Genomic DNA, 17,127 nt, shown 5'->3' with positions numbered 1-17,127 from the left:
CTGCGACACTGGTACAGCCATGCCTAAGCCCGGAGAACTCACATTCGTCGCGCCGCGCGGAGTCAAGAAGCCGCCGCGGCACCTTGCCGATCTCACGCCTGCCGAGCGCAAGGAGGCTGTCGCCGCGATCGGTGAGAAGCCGTTCCGCGCGAAGCAGCTCTCGCAGCACTACTTCGCGCGGTACGCGCACGCCCCCGAGCAGTGGACCGACATCCCCGCCGGTTCGCGCGAGGGGCTGCGGGAGGCGTTGCTGCCCGAGCTGATGACGGTCGTGCGGCACCTTTCCACCGACCAGGGGACCACGCGCAAGACGCTGTGGAAGCTGTTCGACGGGACGCTCGTCGAGTCGGTGCTCATGCGCTACCCGGACCGGGTGACCATGTGCATCAGCTCGCAGGCGGGCTGCGGCATGAACTGCCCGTTCTGCGCCACCGGCCAGGCCGGCCTGGACCGGAACCTGTCGACCGCCGAGATCGTGCACCAGATCGTGGACGGCATGCGGGCGCTCAGGGACGGCGAGGTCCCCGGAGGTCCCGCGCGGCTCAGCAACATCGTGTTCATGGGCATGGGCGAGCCCCTCGCCAACTACAACCGGGTCGTGGGCGCCATCCGCCGGCTCACCGACCCCGAACCCGACGGGCTGGGACTCTCCCAGCGCGGGATCACCGTCTCCACGGTCGGTCTCGTCCCCGCGATCCACCGCTTCACCGGTGAGGGCTTCAAGTGCCGCCTCGCCATCTCCCTGCACGCCCCCGACGACGAGCTGCGCGACACCCTCGTCCCCGTCAACACGCGGTGGAAGGTGCGCGAGGTGCTGGACGCCGGGTTCGAGTACGCGGCGAAGTCCGGACGCCGGCTCTCCATCGAGTACGCGCTGATCCGGGACATCAACGACCAGGCGTGGCGCGGCGACCGGCTCGGGCGGCTGCTCAAGGGCAGGCCCGTGCACGTCAACCTCATTCCGCTCAACCCCACGCCCGGCTCCAAGTGGACCGCGTCCCGGCCCGAGGACGAGAAGGCGTTCGTGGAGGCGATCGCGGCGCACGGTGTGCCGGTGACGATCCGGGACACCCGTGGTCAGGAGATCGACGGGGCGTGTGGTCAGCTCGCCGCGAGCGAGCGGTAACCTGACCGGCGGAAGTACGTCAGCACAGTCACATCTTCATATTCCGACAGGGGAGCGCCACAGCGCTGAGAGTGCGGCACCGGCCGCAGACCCTCCGAACCTGGCCCAGGTCATTCTGGGTAGGGAGATCGGTCACCACTCGAGCTGTTGCGCCCTGCCCGGGACCCTCGTCACGGGTTCCGGGCGGGGCCGCGTCTTCTCCTGGTCACCCAGGAGGAATTCAGTGAGCATCACCAAGAAGGTCAGTGTCCTGGCCGTCGGACTCGGCATGGTCGGCACGCTCGCCGCCTGCGGATCGTCGTCCGACGACTCCGGCGGCAGCGGTTCCGGCGGCTCCAAGACCGTGACCCTGGTCAGCCACGACTCGTGGGCCGCGTCCAAGGACGTCATCGCCGCCTTCGAGAAGAAGTCGGGCTACAAGGTCAAGGTCCTGGAGGACGGCGACGCGGGGCAGGCCGTCAACAAGGCCATCCTCACCAAGGACAACCCGCAGGGCGACGTCTTCTTCGGCGTCGACAACACCCTGCTGTCCCGCGCCCTCGACAACGGCCTGTTCCAGCCGTACGAGGCCAAGGGCTCGGATAAGGTCCGGCCGGAGTACCGCGTCGACCAGGACCAGCACCGGGTCACTCCGATCGACACCGGCGACATCTGCGTCAACTACGACAAGGGGTACTTCGACCAGCACCGGCTGACCCCGCCCAAGTCCTTCGACGACCTGGCCAAGCCCGCGTACAAGAACCTCCTCGTCACCGAGAACGCGGGCAGCTCCTCGCCGGGCCTCGGCTTCCTGCTCGGCACCGCCGCCAAGTACGGCGACGACGGCTGGGAGGGCTACTGGAAGAAGCTCAAGGCGAACGGCGTCAAGGTCGTCGACAGCTGGGAGCAGGCGTACAACGAGGAGTTCTCCGGCTCGGCCGGCGGCAAGAAGGCCAAGGGCGACCGTCCGCTCGTCGTGTCCTACGCCTCCTCCCCGCCCGTCGAGGTCGTCTACGCCGACCCGCAGCCGGCCGCCGCCCCCACCGGCGTCGCCGACGGCACCTGCTTCCGGCAGGTCGAGTACGCGGGTCTGCTCAGCAACGCGAAGAACCCCGAGGGCGGCAAGGCGCTCCTCGACTTCCTGCTGAGCAAGACCTTCCAGGAGGACATGCCGCTGAACATGTTCGTCTACCCGGTGCGGGAGGGCGCGCAGGTCCCCGAGGTGTTCTCGAAGTTCGGGCCGCAGGCGAAGGACCCGCAGACCCTCGACCCGGCGAAGATCGCCGACCACCGCGACCAGTGGGTCAAGTCGTGGACCTCGCTCGTACTGAAGTGAGCCGAGAAGGCAAGCGGGCGGCGGAGCCGACGCGGACCGTGCGCGGGAGCGCGGCTCGGCTCGGCCTGATGGCCGTGCCCGTCGCGTTCTTCGCGGTGTTCTTCGCCTACCCCGTCGCCGCCATCGTCGCGCGCGGCCTGGAGGTCGACGGGGCCTGGCGGTTCGGGCGGATCGCGGACGTGCTCGCGCAGTCCGACGTGCGGCACGTGCTGTGGTTCACCACCTGGCAGGCGCTGGCGTCGACCGCGCTCACCCTGCTGATCGCGCTGCCCGGCGCGTACGTCTTCGCCCGCTTCGACTTCCCCGGCAAGCAACTCCTGCGGGCCGCGGTGACCGTGCCCTTCGTGCTGCCGACGGTCGTCGTCGGTACGGCGTTCCTGGCGCTGGTGGGGCGCGGCGGGCTGCTGGACGAACTGTGGGGCGTGCGCCTGGACACCACGGTGTGGGCGATCCTGCTGGCGCACGTCTTCTTCAACTACGCCGTCGTCGTCCGCACCGTCGGCGGCCTCTGGGCGCAGCTCGACCCGCGGCAGGAGGAGGCCGCGCGGATGCTCGGCGCCTCGCGGCTGCGGGCCTGGCGGCAGGTCACGCTGCCCGCGCTCGCGCCCGCCGTGGCCGCCGCCGCCCTGATGGTCTTCCTGTTCACCTTCACCTCCTTCGGCGTCGTCCAGATCCTCGGCGGGCCGACCTTCTCCACCCTGGAGGTGGAGATCTACCGGCAGACCTCGCAGGTCTTCGACCTGTCCACGGCGGCCGTCCTGACGCTGATCCAGTTCGCGGCCGTCGCCGCCGTCCTCGCCGTGCACGCCTGGACCGTGCGGCGGCGCGAGACGGCGCTACGGCTGGTGGACGCGGCCACGACCGCGCGCCGGCCGCGTGGAGCCGGGCAGTGGGCGCTGCTCGCCGGGGTCCTGGGCGTCATCGTTGTCCTGCTGGTGCTGCCGCTCGCGGTACTGGTGCAGCGGTCGCTGGGCGCCCCCGGCTTCGGCTACTACCGGGCGCTGACCCGTGAGGACGGCGGCGCCTTCCTCGTCCCGCCGATCGAGGCGATCGGCAACTCCCTCCAGTACGCCGTCGCCGCCACCGGCATCGCCGTGGTGATCGGCGCGCTGGCCGCGACCGCGCTCACCCGGCGCGACGCGGGCCGCTTCGTGCGCGGGTTCGACGCGCTGCTGATGCTGCCGCTCGGAGTGTCGGCCGTGACCGTCGGGTTCGGGTTCCTGATCGCGCTCGACGAACCCCCGCTGGACCTCAGGTCCTCCTGGATCCTGGTGCCGCTCGCCCAGGCGCTGGTGGGCGTCCCCTTCGTCGTACGGACCATGCTGCCGGTGCTGCGGGCGGTGGACGGACGGCTGCGGGAGGCCGCCGCGGTGCTGGGTGCGTCGCCGTGGCGGGTCTGGCGCGAGGTGGACCTGCCGATGGTGCGGCGCGCGCTGCTGGTCGCGGCCGGGTTCGCGTTCGCGGTGTCGCTGGGGGAGTTCGGCGCGACCGTGTTCATCGCACGGCCCGACAACCCGACGCTGCCGGTCGCCGTGGCGCGGCTGCTGGGGCGGCCCGGGGAGATGAACTACGGCCAGGCGATGGCCCTTTCGACGATTCTGATGCTGGTGTGCGCGGTGGCCCTGGTGGTGCTGGAGCGGCTGCGGACCGACCGGAGCGGGGAGTTCTGAACATGCCGCCCAGCCTGCTGAGCCTCGAAGGAGCAACCGTCCGCTTCGGCGGGCGGCCCGTGCTCGACGCCGTCGACCTGGGGGTTGCCGAGCACGAGGTGGTGTGCGTGCTCGGGCCCAGCGGCAGCGGCAAGTCGACGCTGCTGCGGGCGGTCGCCGGGCTCCAGCCGCTGGACGCCGGGCGGGTGACGCTGGACGGACGGGACCAGTCCGGGGTGCCCGCGCACAGGCGCGAGGTCGGGCTGATGTTCCAGGACCACCAGCTGTTCCCGCAGCGGGACGTGGCCGGAAACATCGCCTTCGGGCCGCGGATGCGCGGCGCGTCCCGGGCCGCGCAGCGGGCCCGCGTGGGGGAGTTGCTGGAGCTGGTCGGACTGCCGGGCGCCGCCCACCGGTCCGTCGCCGCGCTCTCCGGCGGGGAGCAGCAGCGAGTGGCGCTGGCCCGGGCCCTCGCGCCCCGCCCCCGGCTGCTGATGCTGGACGAGCCGCTCGGCCAGCTGGACCGCTCGCTGCGGGAACGCCTCGTGGTCGAACTGCGCGAGCTGTTCGGGCGGTTGGGCACCACGGTGCTGGCCGTGACGCACGACCAGGGTGAGGCGTTCGCGCTCGCCGACCGGGTCGTGGTGATGCGGGACGGGCGGATCGCCCAGTCGGGGACGCCGCTGGAGGTGTGGCAAAGGCCGGCGGACGCGTTCGTGGCCCGCTTCCTCGGCTTCGACAACGTGGCCGAGGCGTCCGTCGCCGGACAGGCCGCGGACACCCCGTGGGGCAAGGTGCCGGTCCCCGAGGACGCACCGCAGGGCACGCGGACGGTGCTCGTGCGGCCGGCCGGGGTCCGGGTCGTCCCGGCCGACCAGGGCCTGCGCTGCACGGTCACCGCCCGCACCTTCCGCGGCACGCACGTCGCCGTGCACCTCCAGCCCGAGGACGCGCCCCGTCTGGAGGCGGCCTGCGCGCTGCGGGCGGCGCCGGAGGTCGGGGCCGCGGTCGGGGTGGAGTTCGACGCGGCGGAAGTCGTCGTGCTCGGCTGAGCGGGCGCTCCGCGGGCCGCGCTGCGAGGAGAAGGCGACGTTCGGCCGGAAACGACGGTGGCCCGCCCCGGACCGGGACGGGCCACCGCGGTGCACGCATCTGCGCGGGGCAGCGGGCGTCAGCTGTCGCTGTTCGCTCCGCGACGGCGCAGGCCGAAGAAGACGGCGCCGCCACCGACGACGACCAGGGCCGCCGCGATACCGGCGATCATGCCGGTGTTGGAGTTGGCACCGGTCTCGGCGAGGTTGGAGTCACCGGCCGCCGGGGACGGGGCGTTGTCGTTCGGCACGGCCGCCGGGGCGGTGCTCTCCGACTGCGACGGCGCGGGGGCCGACGTGGACGGCTCGGGCGCCGGGGACTCCGTCTCGTCGGACGGGGTCGAGGAGCTCTCCGACGGGGTCGGGGACGGCGTGTCCTCGGTCTTGCAGGGGGTCGACGGGGTGGTGACGTCCGGCTGGATGTCCTCGTCGACGTACCGGTCGGCCTTCACGTGGATGCGGTAGACCGTGTTCGGCTGCCAGTCCACGGGGAAGGAGACGGTGGTGCCCTCCTTGGAGCCCTTGACCGTCTGCTGGCCGACCTGCTTGTCGCCGTCCTTGAGGTAGACGGTGACGGTGGCCGGGATGCCGGCGGGGTCCACGTCGGTGACCGTGATGACACCGTTGTCGCCGTCGCACTTGGCTTCGGCGGAGAACTCGCCGATGTTGCAGGCGAGGGCGTTGCCTGAGGCGCTGAGCGCCAGGGCCGCGGAGGCGGCGACGACGCCGAGGGCGCGGACGCTACGGCGCGATGCCGTGCGGCTGATTATGGACAGGACTGCCACGTTTGTCCTTACGGGAGCGCGGATGCGGGGGGTGAAGAGGGTGCCGACGCTCGATGACGCGGCATCAGCACACCCATGAGCCTCACTGGTTTATAAGCGGGGCGTAAGAAGTGTCAACGCATATGCCCGCCCCGGCCGTTGACTTTGCCGTCTTATTAACCGCCGACGCGTTTCAGCGCATCGGGAGCCTCGTCGATCCGGTCGACCAGCGTGATGCGGGACTCCATCGCCCGCCCCTTCGCGAGCGACCGCAGCAGCGGCCACGCCGGCAGCGTCCGGGTCCAGTGATCCCGGTCGACGAGCACCATCGGCGTGGGCTCCCCGCGCGACTCGTAGTAGTTCGGCGTCGCGTTGTCGAAGATCTCCTGAAGGGTGCCGGCCGCGCCCGGCAGGAACACCACGCCCGCGGTGGAGCGGGCCAGCAGACCGTCCTCGCGCGTGGCGTTGGCGAAGTACTTGGCGATGTGCGCGGCGAAGGCGTTGGGCGGCTCGTGGCCGTAGAACCAGGTCGGAATGCCGATCGAGGCGCCGCCCCCGGGCCAGCGCTCGCGCACCTCGAACGCGGATCGCGCCCAGTCGGCGATCGACGGTGTGAACGACGGGACCCCGGCGAGCAGCACCAGGGCGTCGTCCAGCATGCCGTCGTCGAACGGGGCGGCGTACGCGCCGAGGTTCGCCGCCTCCATCGCGCCCGGACCGCCGCCCGTGGCCACCGTGAGACCGGCGCGGGCCAGCTCCCGGCCCAGGCGTGCGGCGCCCGCGTACTCCGCGGTGCCGCGGGCCATGGCGTGGCCGCCCATGACGCCCACCACCCGGCTGCCCGCGACGAGTTCGTCCAGCGCGTCCGAGACGGCGTCGTCGTGGACGGCGCGCAGCATCGAGGCGAAGACGTCCCCGTCGGCCTTGGTCTGCTGGAACCAGTCGTAGGCCAGGGCGTCCGGTGTCGCCCCGTACCCACCGTCGAGGCCGGCGTACAACTCGTCGGGGGAGTAGACCTGCCCCCGGTAGGGGTCGAAGGGGAGGCCCGGTATCGGCGGGAAGACCAGCGCCCCGGCGGCTCGCACCCGGGCGGCGGCGCGGGGGTCCATCGGGCAGCCGAGGAAGACGGCGCCCGTGGGGTCGGCGGTGAGCAGGGCGTCCGTACGGGCCGTCAGGTCGACGGCCTGGACGCGGTGGTGGGCGAGGCTGCCGTGCGCCGAGACGACCCGGTCGAACTCGGCGAGGCTCTCGATCTCCCGGTCGTGGGAGGCGTGGTGGGACTGGAACTGTGACAGTGACCCGTGCGGTGACCGGGCCTTGCGCTGGGCGGGTGTCTGATCGGATGTCTGATCCACCCGCCCATGCTAGGCACGCGCCGGATCAGCCCTGGACGGCCGCCGGGTCCATCCACACGACCTCGAAGGTGTGGCCGTCGACGTCGTCGAAGGCCCGGCCGTACATGAAGCCGTGGTCCTGGGTCTCGCCGGAGACCGAGCCGCCGGCCGCGACCGCCTTCTCCACCAGCTCGTCGACCTTCTCGCGGCTCTCGGCGCTCAGCGCGATCAGCACCTCGCTGGACTTCGTCGAGTCCACGATCTCCTTCTTGGTGAACTCGCGGTACTTCTGCGGCGTGTGCACCATCACGACGATGGTGTCGCTCAGCGGGATCGAGGCGGTGGTGTCGTCGCTGAACTGGGCGTTGATCTCGTACCCGAGCCCGGTGAAGAACTTCTTCGAGGCGTCGAGGTCGTTGGTGGCCAGGTTCACGAAGATCATCTGCTGGTACATGGGGGCCTCTCCCGTGGATGTGCCGCTGTGGCGGTGCGGTTCGTATGGCGTGCCGTTCGAAGGATTAGACGGGAGGCGGCCCCGGAACTCATCGCGGTCGCGCGGACTTTCTCGAAAATGTTTCCGCCGGTCAGTGGTCCAGCGGCAGCGCCGCCAGCACCGCGACGATCAGGACCAGCGGAACGAACAGGGCGAGCAGGGCGGCGGCGCGTACGGCGGCGGCGGCGCGCAGGGTCGCCGGGGGCGCGCCGAGTCGCAGCAGGGCGTCCGTGGTGTCGGCACGGGCGTGCCGGGCCTCGACGGCCGCGGTGAGCAGGGTGGCCACCGTGCAGCCCGCCACGAGGAGGGCGCCCAGGGTGCTGAGCGGGCCGAAGGCGGGGCCGCCCCCGTCGTACACGGTCGCCGTCACGTAGGCCGCGGCGGCGACGGCGGCCACGACGCCGAGCGGACGCCCGACGCGTTGCGACTCCTCCATGAGGACGCGGCCGGCCAGGAGGCGCAGGGCGCCGGGCCGGGCGGCCTGGAGCAGGCGGCCGCACAGGTGGGTGAGGCCCGGTCCGGCCAGCGCGAGGCCCAGGGCGGTGAGGGCCCAGCCGATCAGTACCCCGGCGGAGGGAGCGGTGCCGGGGGCGGGGGCGCCGGCCGCGTTGCCGGTGTAGGTCTCGACGGTGAGGCCCGCGGTGAGGACGGCGATGCCCCAGGGGAGGGCGGTGGTGCTCTGGGGGCGGGGGGCCGGCTCGGGCGGGGTGCCGGGAGTGCCGGGGTCGGCGGCCGGTGTCTGCGTGGTGCCGTCCGCCGGGGCCGGGGGAGCGGCGTCCAGCGTCTGCGTGGTGCCGTCCGCCGGGGCCGGGGCCGGGGGAGCGGCGTCCAGCGTCTGCGTGGTGCCGTCCGCCGGGGCCAGGGGGTGCGGATCACTCGCCTGCGTGTGCAGGGCGCCGCCTGCGCCCACGTGTGCCGCCCCGGCGGCCTGACTGCCCGCAGGGACAGCGGCCTGACGGCCCGCAGCCACGGCTGTGCGGGCGCCGAAGCGGCCGTAGGCGCCGAAGGTCTCGCGGGCCTTGCCCCAGCCGTACGCGCCGAAGCGGCCGTAGCCGCGGGGTGCGGGGGCCGCGGCGGGCCGGGGATCGCGGGGCCGCAGGGTGTGGGCCACCGCGGCCGACGCGACGGCCGGTACGAGGACCAGCAGGGTCAGGACGGCCGGGGCGGGGAGGGACTGGCCGACGGCCAGGGCGTCGGCCGCCACGCGGTCGGAGGGCGGCCGGCCGGTCAGGTCACCGCGCAGCTGGAGGAAGGCGAGCAGGGCCACCACCGAACCGAGCGCCGCGGACAGGGCGGTGGTCGTCGCCGAGACGGCCATCAGCCGGCCCGGCCCCAGACCGATCGCCGACAGCCCCGAACGGGGCCGGGTCCCGGGGTCCGTGCGGGCCACGGCCACCGCGAGGTACACCGCGGCGGCCAGCGGCGCCGCGCACCAGGCAAGCCGCAGCGCGGAGGCACCGGGCGCGTCGGGGTGGCTCAGCGCGTGGCCGAGGGCGCACAGCAGCAGGAAGCCCGTGCCCGCCGAGGCCACCGCGACCAGCAGGCGGCGCAGATGGACGGCGAGGTGGGCGGTGCGGGTCAGGCGGAGAGCGAGCACGCCGCCCGGCCTTCCGTTCCGGGAGTCCCGGCGGCACCGGTGGCCACCGTGGTCTCGGCGAGCGGCGGCAGGTGCACGGTCCGTACCCGCCGTCCGTCGAGGAGCGCCACCGAGCGGTCCGCCAGGGCGGCGGTCTGCGCGTCGTGCGTGGCGAGCAGGACGGTGATGCCGTGCGAGCGGGCCGCCGTGGTGAGGGTCCGCAGGACGTGGGCGCGGTCCGCTCGGTGCAGGGGCGCCGTCGGCTCGTCGGCGAAGAGGACCGCCGGGGCGACGGCGAGGGCGCGGGCGATGCAGACGCGCTGCCGCTCTGCCTGCCGCAGTTCGTGCGGGCGCCTGCGTGCCTTGCCGCCGACGTCCAGGCGGTCCAGCCACTCCAGGGCGGCGGTCTTGGCCCGGCGCCGGCCGGTGCCGCGCAGCATGAGGGGGAGCGCGGCGTTCTCCCAGGCGTTCAGCTCCGGGACGAGCGCCGGGGCGGGGTCGATCCAGCCGAAGCGGTCGCGGCGCAGCCGTTCGCGGCTGAGCGGACCCATGGTGTGCACCGGCACGCTGTTGAACCAGACCTCGCCGTCCTGCGGCTTGACCAGCCCGGACAGGCACCGCAGCAGCGTGGTCTTGCCGCTACCGCGCGGGCCGCTCACGGCGAGGATCTCGCCCTCGCGCACGCCGAGCGACACACCCTGCAGCGCGGGGGAGCCGTCGTGGTGCTGGAAGTGCAGGGCACGGGCCCAGAGCACGTCGTTGTCCGGCGGGGCCTCCATGGGCGTACACCTCGGTTCTGATCCGTATTTCCCCGGTCCTGTCCCCCTTCCGGGGGAACGAAGGCGGGGCCGATCGGTCACTGGGCACCGTAAGGAGTCGCCGGGGAGGAAGCCGGACAGCACGCGGCCCCGGGCCGCCGTTCTCACTCGAACGGACCGCACCGGGGCCGGTGATGATCGTCTCAGCGGATGATCGGGACGATCAGAGCTTCGTCCACGCCTCCGCCAGCGTGGCGCGCAGGATCTGCTCGATCTCGTCGAAGGTCTCCTGGTTGGAGATCAGCGGCGGGGCGAGCTGGATGACCGGGTCGCCGCGGTCATCGGCACGGCAGTACAGGCCGTTCTCGAAGAGCTTCTTGGAGAGGAAGCCGTACAGGACCCGCTCGGTCTCCTCCTCGTTGAAGGACTCCTTGGTGGCCTTGTCCTTGACCAGCTCGATGCCGTAGAAGAAGCCGTTGCCGCGGACGTCGCCGACGATCGGCAGGTCGTGCAGCTTCTCCAGGGTGGCGCGGAAGGCGCCCTCGTTGTCGAGCACGTGCTGGTTGAGGCCCTCGCGCTCGAACAGGTCGAGGTTGGCGATGCCCACCGCGGCGGAGACCGGGTGGCCGCCGAAGGTGTAGCCGTGCAGGAAGGTGTTGTCGCCCTTGTAGAACGGCTCGGCCAGGCGGTCGGAGATGACGCAGGCGCCGATCGGGGAGTAGCCCGAGGTCATGCCCTTGGCACAGGTGATCATGTCCGGGACGTAGCCGAACTTGTCGCAGGCGAAGGTCGTGCCCAGGCGGCCGAAGGCGCAGATGACCTCGTCCGAGACGAGCAGCACGTCGTACTGGTCGCAGATCTCGCGGACCCGCTGGAAGTAGCCGGGCGGGGGCGGGAAGCAGCCGCCGGCGTTCTGCACGGGCTCCAGGAAGACCGCCGCGACCGTGTCCGGGCCCTCGAAGAGGATCTGCTGCTCGATCTGGTCGGCGGCCCAGCGGCCGAAGGCCTCGGGGTCGTCGCCGAACAGCGGGGCGCGGTAGATGTTGGTGTTCGGCACCTTGTGCGCGCCGGGGACCAGCGGCTCGAAGGGGGCCTTCAGCGCGGGCAGGCCGGTGATGGACAGGGCGCCCTGCGGGGTGCCGTGGTAGGCCACCGCGCGGGAGATCACCTTGTACTTGGTGGGCTTGCCGGTCAGCTTGAAGTACTGCTTGGCGAGCTTCCAGGCGGTCTCGACCGCCTCGCCGCCGCCGGTGGTGAAGAAGACCTTGTTGAGGTCGCCGGGGGCCTCGTTCGCCAGCCGCTCGGCCAGCTCGACGGCCTTGGGGTGGGCGTAGGACCACACCGGGAAGAACGCGAGCTCCTGCGCCTGCTTCGCGGCGGCCTCGGCCAGCTCCGTGCGGCCGTGTCCGGCCTGGACCACGAACAGGCCGGCGAGGCCGTCGAGGTAGCGCTTGCCCTTGTCGTCGTAGATGTGGGTGCCCTCACCGCGGACGATGGTGGGGACGGGGGCGTTCTCGTACGACGACATGCGGGTGAAGTGCATCCACAGGTGGTCGTACGCGGTCCGGCTGAGGTCCTTGGGGCTGTCGGTGCTCACGATTATCGGGTTCCCCACATATAGGTCTGCTTCTTGAGCTTGAGGTAGACGAAGCTCTCGGTGGAGCGCACGCCGGGCACGGCCCGGACGCGTCGGTTGATGACCTCCAGGAGGTGGTCGTCGTCCTCGCAGACGACCTCCACCATCAGGTCGAAGGAGCCCGCGGTCATCACCACGTACTCGCACTCGGACATGGCCGCCAGCGCCTCGGCCACCGACTCCACGTCGCCCTCGACGTTGACGCCGACCATCGCCTGGCGCCGGAAGCCCACGGTGAGCGGGTCGGTGACGGCGACGATCTGCATCACGCCCTGGTCGAGCAGCTTCTGGACGCGCTGGCGCACGGCCGCCTCCGACAGGCCCACGGCCTTGCCGATGGCGGCGTACGGCCGGCGGCCGTCCTCCTGGAGCTGCTCGACGATGGCGAGGGAGACGGCGTCCAACTGGGGACCGCCGTTCCTGGACTCGCGGGAGTCCTTCTGGTCTGCGCTTCGACTGGCCACGGCTTCACTGTGCACGACGTATCGACAGTTTCGCAAGGCCGGATCGATGAAATTCGTTGTTTGGCTCGCTTCAATCTGCGGATATCGCAACCCTGAGGGTGGTGGGGGTGTTGAAAACGTCGGGACTCCGTCTAGGGTGGGTGTCTCAGTCACTGGACACCGAACTTGGAGGGCCGGCAGTGAGCACCGAGCTGCGTCGTCTGCGCAATTACATCGACGGTGAGTTCCGGGACGCCGCCGACGGACGGACCACGGACGTGGTCAACCCCGCCACCGGCGAGGCGTACGCGACCGCCCCCCTGTCCGGGCAGGCGGACGTGGACGCCGCCATGGCGGCCGCCGCGGCGGCCTTCCCGGCCTGGCGCGACACGACCCCGGCCGAGCGGCAGAAGGCCCTGCTGAAGATCGCGGACGCGTTCGAGGAGCGGGCCGAGGAACTGATCGCGGCCGAGGTGGAGAACACGGGCAAGCCGATCGGGCTGACCCGCTCCGAGGAGATCCCGCCGATGGTCGACCAGATCCGCTTCTTCGCGGGTGCGGCGCGGATGCTGGAAGGCCGCGGCGCCGGCGAGTACATGGAGGGGCTGACCTCCTTCGTGCGCCGCGAGCCGATCGGTGTCTGCGCGCAGGTCGCGCCGTGGAACTACCCGATGATGATGGCCGTGTGGAAGTTCGCCCCGGCGCTCGCCGCGGGCAACACGGTCGTCCTCAAGCCCTCGGACACCACCCCCGCCTCCACGGCCCTGATGGCCGACATCATCGGCTCGATCGTGCCCAAGGGCGTCTTCAACGTCGTCTGCGGCGACCGCGACACCGGCCGCCTGATGGTCGAGCACGAGACCCCGGCGATGGCCTCCATCACCGGCTCCGTGCGGGCCGGCATGTCGGTCGCCGAGTCGGCCTCCAAGGACCTCAAGCGGGTCCACCTGGAGCTGGGCGGCAAGGCCCCGGTCGTGGTCTTCGAGGACACCGACATCCCCAAGGCCGTCGCGGGCATCTCGGAGGCGGGCTACTTCAACGCCGGGCAGGACTGCACGGCGGCCACCCGCGTGCTGGTCCACGAGTCGGTCCACGACGAGTTCGTGAGCGCGCTCGCCAAGGCCGCGTCCGAGATCAAGACCGGGCAGCCGGACGACGAGGACGTGCTCTACGGCCCGCTCAACAACCCCAACCAGCTCAAGCAGGTCTCCGGGTTCATCGAGCGCCTGCCCGCGCACGCCAAGGTCGAGGCGGGCGGCCACCGGGTCGGCGACAAGGGCTACTTCTACGCCCCGACCGTCGTCTCCGGCCTCAAGCAGGACGACGAGATCATCCAGCAGGAGGTCTTCGGCCCGGTCATCACCGTCCAGTCCTTCCGCGACGAGGACCAGGCCGTCGAGTGGGCCAACGGCGTCGAGTACGCGCTGGCCTCCTCGGTGTGGACCAAGGACCACGGCCGCGCGATGCGGATGTCCAAGAAGCTGGACTTCGGCTGCGTGTGGATCAACACCCACATCCCGCTGGTCGCCGAGATGCCGCACGGCGGCTTCAAGAAGTCCGGCTACGGCAAGGACCTGTCGGGCTACGGCTTCGAGGACTACACGCGGATCAAGCACGTGATGACGTCGCTGGACGTGTGACCGCGGGCGGTGTGCGGACCGCACCCGGTGTGCGCGGCCCCGGACGGAACCTCATGGTCTCCGTCCGGGGCCGCGGTGCGTGCGGGGGGGGGGGGGGGGGGGGGGGAACTCCGCGCGCTCGACAGGGTGTCGGGCCTGGCCGGGCCCGCTCGACGCAGCGTCGATTGTCCCGGTGGGCGCGGGACGGGAATCCTCGTGCCATGCCCCTGCTCCCGAAGACGCCCCCGCTCTCCCGTCGTACGCTGCTGCGCGGCCTGGGCGGTTCCGCCGCGCTCGGTGCGCTCGGCACACTGGCCGGCTGCGGTGTGCCCGCCGCGTACGTCGCGCCGGGCGACCGGGCCGCGACCGACCGGTCCGCCGGTGAACGGCGGCTGACCTGGGCCAACTGGCCGCTGTACATCGACACCGACGACGAGCACCCCGGTCGGCGGCCCACGCTCGACGCCTTCGAGAAGGAGACGGGCATCTCCGTCGACTACATCGAGGAGATCAACGACAACGACGAGTTCTTCGGCAAGATCAGCCCGTCCCTGATGAACCACCAGCCCACCGACCGCGACCTGATCGTCATCAGTGACTGGATGTGCGGACGGTTCGTGCGGCTGGGCTGGGTGCAGGAGATGGACCGTTCCCGCCAGCCGAACGTCACCCGGTACCTGGACCCGCTGCTGCGTTCGCCCGCCTTCGATCCCGGCCGGAAGTTCACCGTGCCCTGGCAGTCGGGCATCACCGGGATCGCGTACAACCGGCGCAGACTGGGCCGGGAGATCCGGCGCGTGGCCGACCTGTGGGCGGCCGACCTCAAGGGCCGCGTCACCCTGCTGTCGGGCATGGACGAGGCCTTCGCGCTGCTGATGCAGGGCAACGGCGTGGACATCACCGACTGGAAGACGGACGACTTCCACCGGATCTGCGACCAGGTGGAGCGGCAGGTCGGCACGGGGCAGATCCGCCGCTTCACCGGCAACGACTACATCAAGGACCTCTCCAGCGGCGACGTCCTCGCCTGCCAGGCCTACTCCGGCGACGTGATCCAGCTCCAGGCGGACGACCCGGACATCGAGTTCGTCGTTCCGGAGGAGGGCGCCGAACTGTGGGCCGAGTCCCTGATGATCCCCGACCTGGCCCGCCACAAGGCCCACGCCGAGCGGCTGATCGACCACTACTACCGGCCCGAGGTCGCCGCCGAGCTGGCCGCCTGGGTCAACTACGTCTGCCCGGTCCCCGCCGCCCAGGACGTGCTCGCCTCCTCCGACGACGAGGAGACCGCCGCCCTGGCCGAGGACCCGCTGATCTTCCCGGACGCCACGATGCGGAGGCGGCTCGCCATCGCGCGGGACATCCCGGCCAGGGAGCGGGCGGAATTCGCGAAGCGGTGGAACGGGATCGTCGGGGTGTAGCAGACTGATCACGTGAGGAATTCATCGGGTGAGGAACGGGTCGAGGGCGCGGTCACGCTGGGGCTGCTGGCCGCCTGGGCCCTGCACGACCTGGAAGAACTGGCGACCGTGCCGGGCTGGTGGCGGCGCAACCTCCCGGCCCTGCGCGAGCGGTACCCGGCCGTGCCGGAGGCCGTGTGGCGGCGGGCCGGGTCGGTCGACGGGCGGGAGTTCGCGGTGGCGGTCGGCGCGATGGCCGCGGTCGTGGCCGCCGCGTCCGTCGCCGGACGGCTGACCGGCGGCCGCTCGGCCGCCTACCAGACCGCGCTCACCGCCTTCGGCCTGCACGGTCTCGTCCACCTCGGGCAGGCGGGGCTGGTGCGCGGCTACACACCCGGGTCGGCGACCTCGCCGCTGATCGTCGTCCCGTTCACGCTTTGGGCCCGCCGTCGGCTGCGCCGCGCCGGTGTCCTGCGCGCCACCCGTCCGCGCGACCTCGCCGTGGGCCTGGGCTTCGCGGGGGCGGCGACGGTCGCGGCACACGGGGTGGCGCGGCGGCTGACGGGCGGCTGACGGGCGACTGGCGGGCGACTGGCGGCGGGCGCGGGCTACTTCAGCGCGGCCGCGGTGATCGCGTCGAGCACCGGGTTCGCCTCCGCGCTCTTGGCGTCCGTGGAGTTGACCGAGTAGACGACGGTGCGGGACAGGTCGCGGGTGCCGCCGACGAGGGCGCTGTATCCGTAGCGGGACCCTGACTTGCCCCAGAAGATCTCGCCGCCGACTTCCGTGTACTCCAGCCCCGCGCTGCGCTGTGCGCCCGGAACGCCCGCCGGGGTCGTGAACATCTCCTCCAGCTCCGGCTGCGGCACGATCTTTCCCCGGAACAGCCGGGTGATCAGCTTCTCCAGGTCGGCGGTGGTGGAGATCATGTCACCGGCCGCCCAGCGGTCCGCCTGGTTCCACTCGGTCACGTCGACGAGGTCCGTCGTGCCGTCCGGCCGCTCCACCGCGTGGTAGCCCCGGTTGTGCGGGCCCCGGATGCGGGGATCGGTGCCGGGGAAGTACGTGTGGTGCATGCCGGCCGGACGCAGGACCAGGCGCGTGGCCACGGAGGCGTACGAGTGCCCCGTCACCTTCTCGATCAGCAGGCCGAGGATCGTGTAGTTGATGTTCAGGTACTGCTGCCGCGTCCCCGGGGTGAAGTCCTCCGGTCCCTTGGCGATCGCCGACGCCGCGACCTGCTGCGGGGTGAGGGTCTCGAAACGGTGCGCGTACACCTCCGCGAAGTCCTCACCGAGACCGTCGCCCGGCTTGATGCCGCTGGTGTGGTTCAGCAGGTTTCGCACGCTGATCGGCTGCTCGAACTCCGGCGTGAACAGGTCGGGGAGGTAGTCCTGCACCGGCGCGTCCAGGTCGATCTCGTCCTGGGCCGCGAGCCGCAGGACAGCGGCGGCGGTGACGACCTTGGTGATCGAACCGGCCCGGAAGCGGGCGTTGGGGAGTGCCGGCCGGTCAGTGGCCAGGTCGCGCACGCCCGCACTGCCGTGCCAGTCGCCGTCCGGGTCGCCGACCCGCACGAGGGCGGCGGTGGCGTGCTGGTTCGGGAGGTCGGAGAGCGCCTCGCGCAGTGCCTCCTCGTCAGGCCCGTCCGTCCCGTCCGACCGGCGCGGCCCGTCCGTTCCGTGTCCGGTGGAGGCAGGAGCGGTGTCGGAGGGGGGTGCGGCGAACGCGGGAACCGCCAGCGGGCCGGCGGCGAGGGCGAGTACGAGGGAAGCGGCGAGGGCGGAGGAGGTTCGGGCACGCATCGACTGCTCCAGGGGTCCGGACGGGAAGGACGGTGATCATCCTCGCCGGGCCCCGAGCCCCCGCGGATCCCCTGCGAGGAGGGCACCCGCCCCGGGACCCTACTCGGGGAAGACCCTT

General features: G+C 72.0%; 15 protein-coding genes and 1 riboswitch. Of the genes, 7 read left to right on the top strand and 8 right to left on the bottom strand.

The window, feature by feature from the left end; all coding sequences use genetic code 11:
* Nucleotides 1-19: 19 nt before the first annotated feature.
* The 4 genes from rlmN (at nucleotide 20) to BZZ08_RS13995 (ending at nucleotide 5,142) form a co-directional block, all read left to right on the top strand.
* Nucleotides 20-1,126, top strand: a complete 1,107-nt coding sequence (gene rlmN / locus BZZ08_RS14010) for a 23S rRNA (adenine(2503)-C(2))-methyltransferase RlmN (RefSeq protein WP_104632532.1) — start codon at nucleotides 20-22, stop codon at nucleotides 1,124-1,126.
* Nucleotides 1,127-1,164: 38 nt separating this feature from the next.
* Nucleotides 1,165-1,270, top strand: a riboswitch (TPP riboswitch).
* 79 nt (nucleotides 1,271-1,349) lie between these two features.
* The gene (locus BZZ08_RS14005) at nucleotides 1,350-2,441 is read left to right on the top strand and encodes a thiamine ABC transporter substrate-binding protein (RefSeq protein WP_104632531.1); all 1,092 of its coding nucleotides are present in this window, start codon (nucleotides 1,350-1,352) and stop codon (nucleotides 2,439-2,441) included.
* Nucleotides 2,442-2,509: 68 nt separating this feature from the next.
* Nucleotides 2,510-4,111, top strand: coding sequence for an ABC transporter permease (locus tag BZZ08_RS14000; protein ID WP_198601468.1), 1,602 nt, complete (start codon nucleotides 2,510-2,512; stop codon nucleotides 4,109-4,111).
* Between the two features lie 2 nt (nucleotides 4,112-4,113).
* Nucleotides 4,114-5,142 (top strand): ABC transporter ATP-binding protein, encoded by a 1,029-nt coding sequence (locus BZZ08_RS13995; protein WP_104632529.1) that lies wholly within the window; start codon nucleotides 4,114-4,116, stop codon nucleotides 5,140-5,142.
* Nucleotides 5,143-5,261: 119 nt separating this feature from the next.
* On the opposite strand, the gene BZZ08_RS13990 is transcribed toward BZZ08_RS13995, so the two are convergent.
* The 7 genes from BZZ08_RS13990 to BZZ08_RS13960 all read right to left on the bottom strand — a co-directional run bounded on the left by BZZ08_RS13990 (nucleotide 5,262) and on the right by BZZ08_RS13960 (nucleotide 12,221).
* A complete protein-coding gene (locus BZZ08_RS13990) occupies nucleotides 5,262-5,966 on the bottom strand; it encodes an LAETG motif-containing sortase-dependent surface protein (RefSeq protein WP_104632528.1) in 705 nt (234 codons plus the stop codon).
* 155 nt (nucleotides 5,967-6,121) lie between these two features.
* Nucleotides 6,122-7,300 carry an LOG family protein gene (locus BZZ08_RS13985; protein WP_104632527.1) on the bottom strand — a complete coding sequence of 393 codons (1,179 nt, stop codon included), beginning with the start codon at nucleotides 7,298-7,300 and terminating at the stop codon, nucleotides 6,122-6,124.
* Nucleotides 7,301-7,325: 25 nt separating this feature from the next.
* Nucleotides 7,326-7,733, bottom strand: a complete 408-nt coding sequence (locus BZZ08_RS13980; RefSeq protein WP_104632526.1) for a VOC family protein — start codon at nucleotides 7,731-7,733, stop codon at nucleotides 7,326-7,328.
* A gap of 130 nt (nucleotides 7,734-7,863) precedes the next feature.
* Nucleotides 7,864-9,369 (bottom strand): hypothetical protein, encoded by a 1,506-nt coding sequence (locus BZZ08_RS13975; protein ID WP_104632525.1) that lies wholly within the window; start codon nucleotides 9,367-9,369, stop codon nucleotides 7,864-7,866.
* Entirely contained in the window at nucleotides 9,351-10,127 is a 777-nt protein-coding gene (locus tag BZZ08_RS13970; protein WP_104632524.1) for an ABC transporter ATP-binding protein, read from the bottom strand. Before BZZ08_RS13970 ends, BZZ08_RS13975 begins: the two co-directional genes overlap by 19 nt.
* A gap of 202 nt (nucleotides 10,128-10,329) precedes the next feature.
* Entirely contained in the window at nucleotides 10,330-11,703 is a 1,374-nt protein-coding gene (locus BZZ08_RS13965; RefSeq protein ID WP_104632523.1) for an aspartate aminotransferase family protein, read from the bottom strand.
* A gap of 2 nt (nucleotides 11,704-11,705) precedes the next feature.
* Complete coding sequence (locus BZZ08_RS13960; RefSeq protein ID WP_104632522.1) at nucleotides 11,706-12,221, bottom strand: Lrp/AsnC family transcriptional regulator; 516 nt, start codon at nucleotides 12,219-12,221, stop codon at nucleotides 11,706-11,708.
* Nucleotides 12,222-12,385: 164 nt separating this feature from the next.
* Here BZZ08_RS13960 and BZZ08_RS13955 point away from each other — a divergent pair, with 164 nt between their 5' ends.
* The 3 genes from BZZ08_RS13955 (at nucleotide 12,386) to BZZ08_RS13945 (ending at nucleotide 15,777) form a co-directional block, all read left to right on the top strand.
* Nucleotides 12,386-13,825, top strand: a complete 1,440-nt coding sequence (locus BZZ08_RS13955; protein ID WP_104632521.1) for a gamma-aminobutyraldehyde dehydrogenase — start codon at nucleotides 12,386-12,388, stop codon at nucleotides 13,823-13,825.
* Nucleotides 13,826-14,025: 200 nt separating this feature from the next.
* The gene (locus BZZ08_RS13950) at nucleotides 14,026-15,225 is read left to right on the top strand and encodes a polyamine ABC transporter substrate-binding protein (protein ID WP_104632520.1); all 1,200 of its coding nucleotides are present in this window, start codon (nucleotides 14,026-14,028) and stop codon (nucleotides 15,223-15,225) included.
* Nucleotides 15,226-15,237: 12 nt separating this feature from the next.
* A complete protein-coding gene (locus BZZ08_RS13945; RefSeq protein WP_104632519.1) occupies nucleotides 15,238-15,777 on the top strand; it encodes an HXXEE domain-containing protein in 540 nt (179 codons plus the stop codon).
* A gap of 35 nt (nucleotides 15,778-15,812) precedes the next feature.
* Here the strand turns inward: BZZ08_RS13945 and BZZ08_RS13940 are convergent, their stop codons facing one another.
* Nucleotides 15,813-17,009, bottom strand: a complete 1,197-nt coding sequence (locus BZZ08_RS13940; protein WP_104632518.1) for a serine hydrolase domain-containing protein — start codon at nucleotides 17,007-17,009, stop codon at nucleotides 15,813-15,815.
* Nucleotides 17,010-17,127 lie beyond the last annotated feature (118 nt).

Origin of the sequence: Streptomyces sp. MH60, from assembly GCF_002939385.1 — a bacterium.
Taxonomy (GTDB): Bacteria; Actinomycetota; Actinomycetes; order Streptomycetales; family Streptomycetaceae; genus Streptomyces.
The sequence above is the reverse complement of the archived record's forward strand: the minus strand, read 5'-3'. Positions and strand labels throughout refer to the sequence as shown.

What these genes read in the sequence shown, in the direction of transcription:
- rlmN (WP_104632532.1), top strand. Translation starts at nt 20, where the DNA reads ATGCCTAAGCCCGGAGAACTCACATTCGTCGCGCCGCGCGGAGTCAAG.
- BZZ08_RS14000 (WP_198601468.1), top strand. Translation starts at nt 2,510, where the DNA reads ATGGCCGTGCCCGTCGCGTTCTTCGCGGTGTTCTTCGCCTACCCCGTC.
- BZZ08_RS13995 (WP_104632529.1), top strand. Translation starts at nt 4,114, where the DNA reads ATGCCGCCCAGCCTGCTGAGCCTCGAAGGAGCAACCGTCCGCTTCGGC.
- BZZ08_RS13980 (WP_104632526.1), bottom strand. Translation starts at nt 7,733, where the DNA reads ATGTACCAGCAGATGATCTTCGTGAACCTGGCCACCAACGACCTCGAC.
- BZZ08_RS13970 (WP_104632524.1), bottom strand. Translation starts at nt 10,127, where the DNA reads ATGGAGGCCCCGCCGGACAACGACGTGCTCTGGGCCCGTGCCCTGCAC.
- BZZ08_RS13950 (WP_104632520.1), top strand. Translation starts at nt 14,026, where the DNA reads ATGCCCCTGCTCCCGAAGACGCCCCCGCTCTCCCGTCGTACGCTGCTG.
- BZZ08_RS13940 (WP_104632518.1), bottom strand. Translation starts at nt 17,009, where the DNA reads ATGCGTGCCCGAACCTCCTCCGCCCTCGCCGCTTCCCTCGTACTCGCC.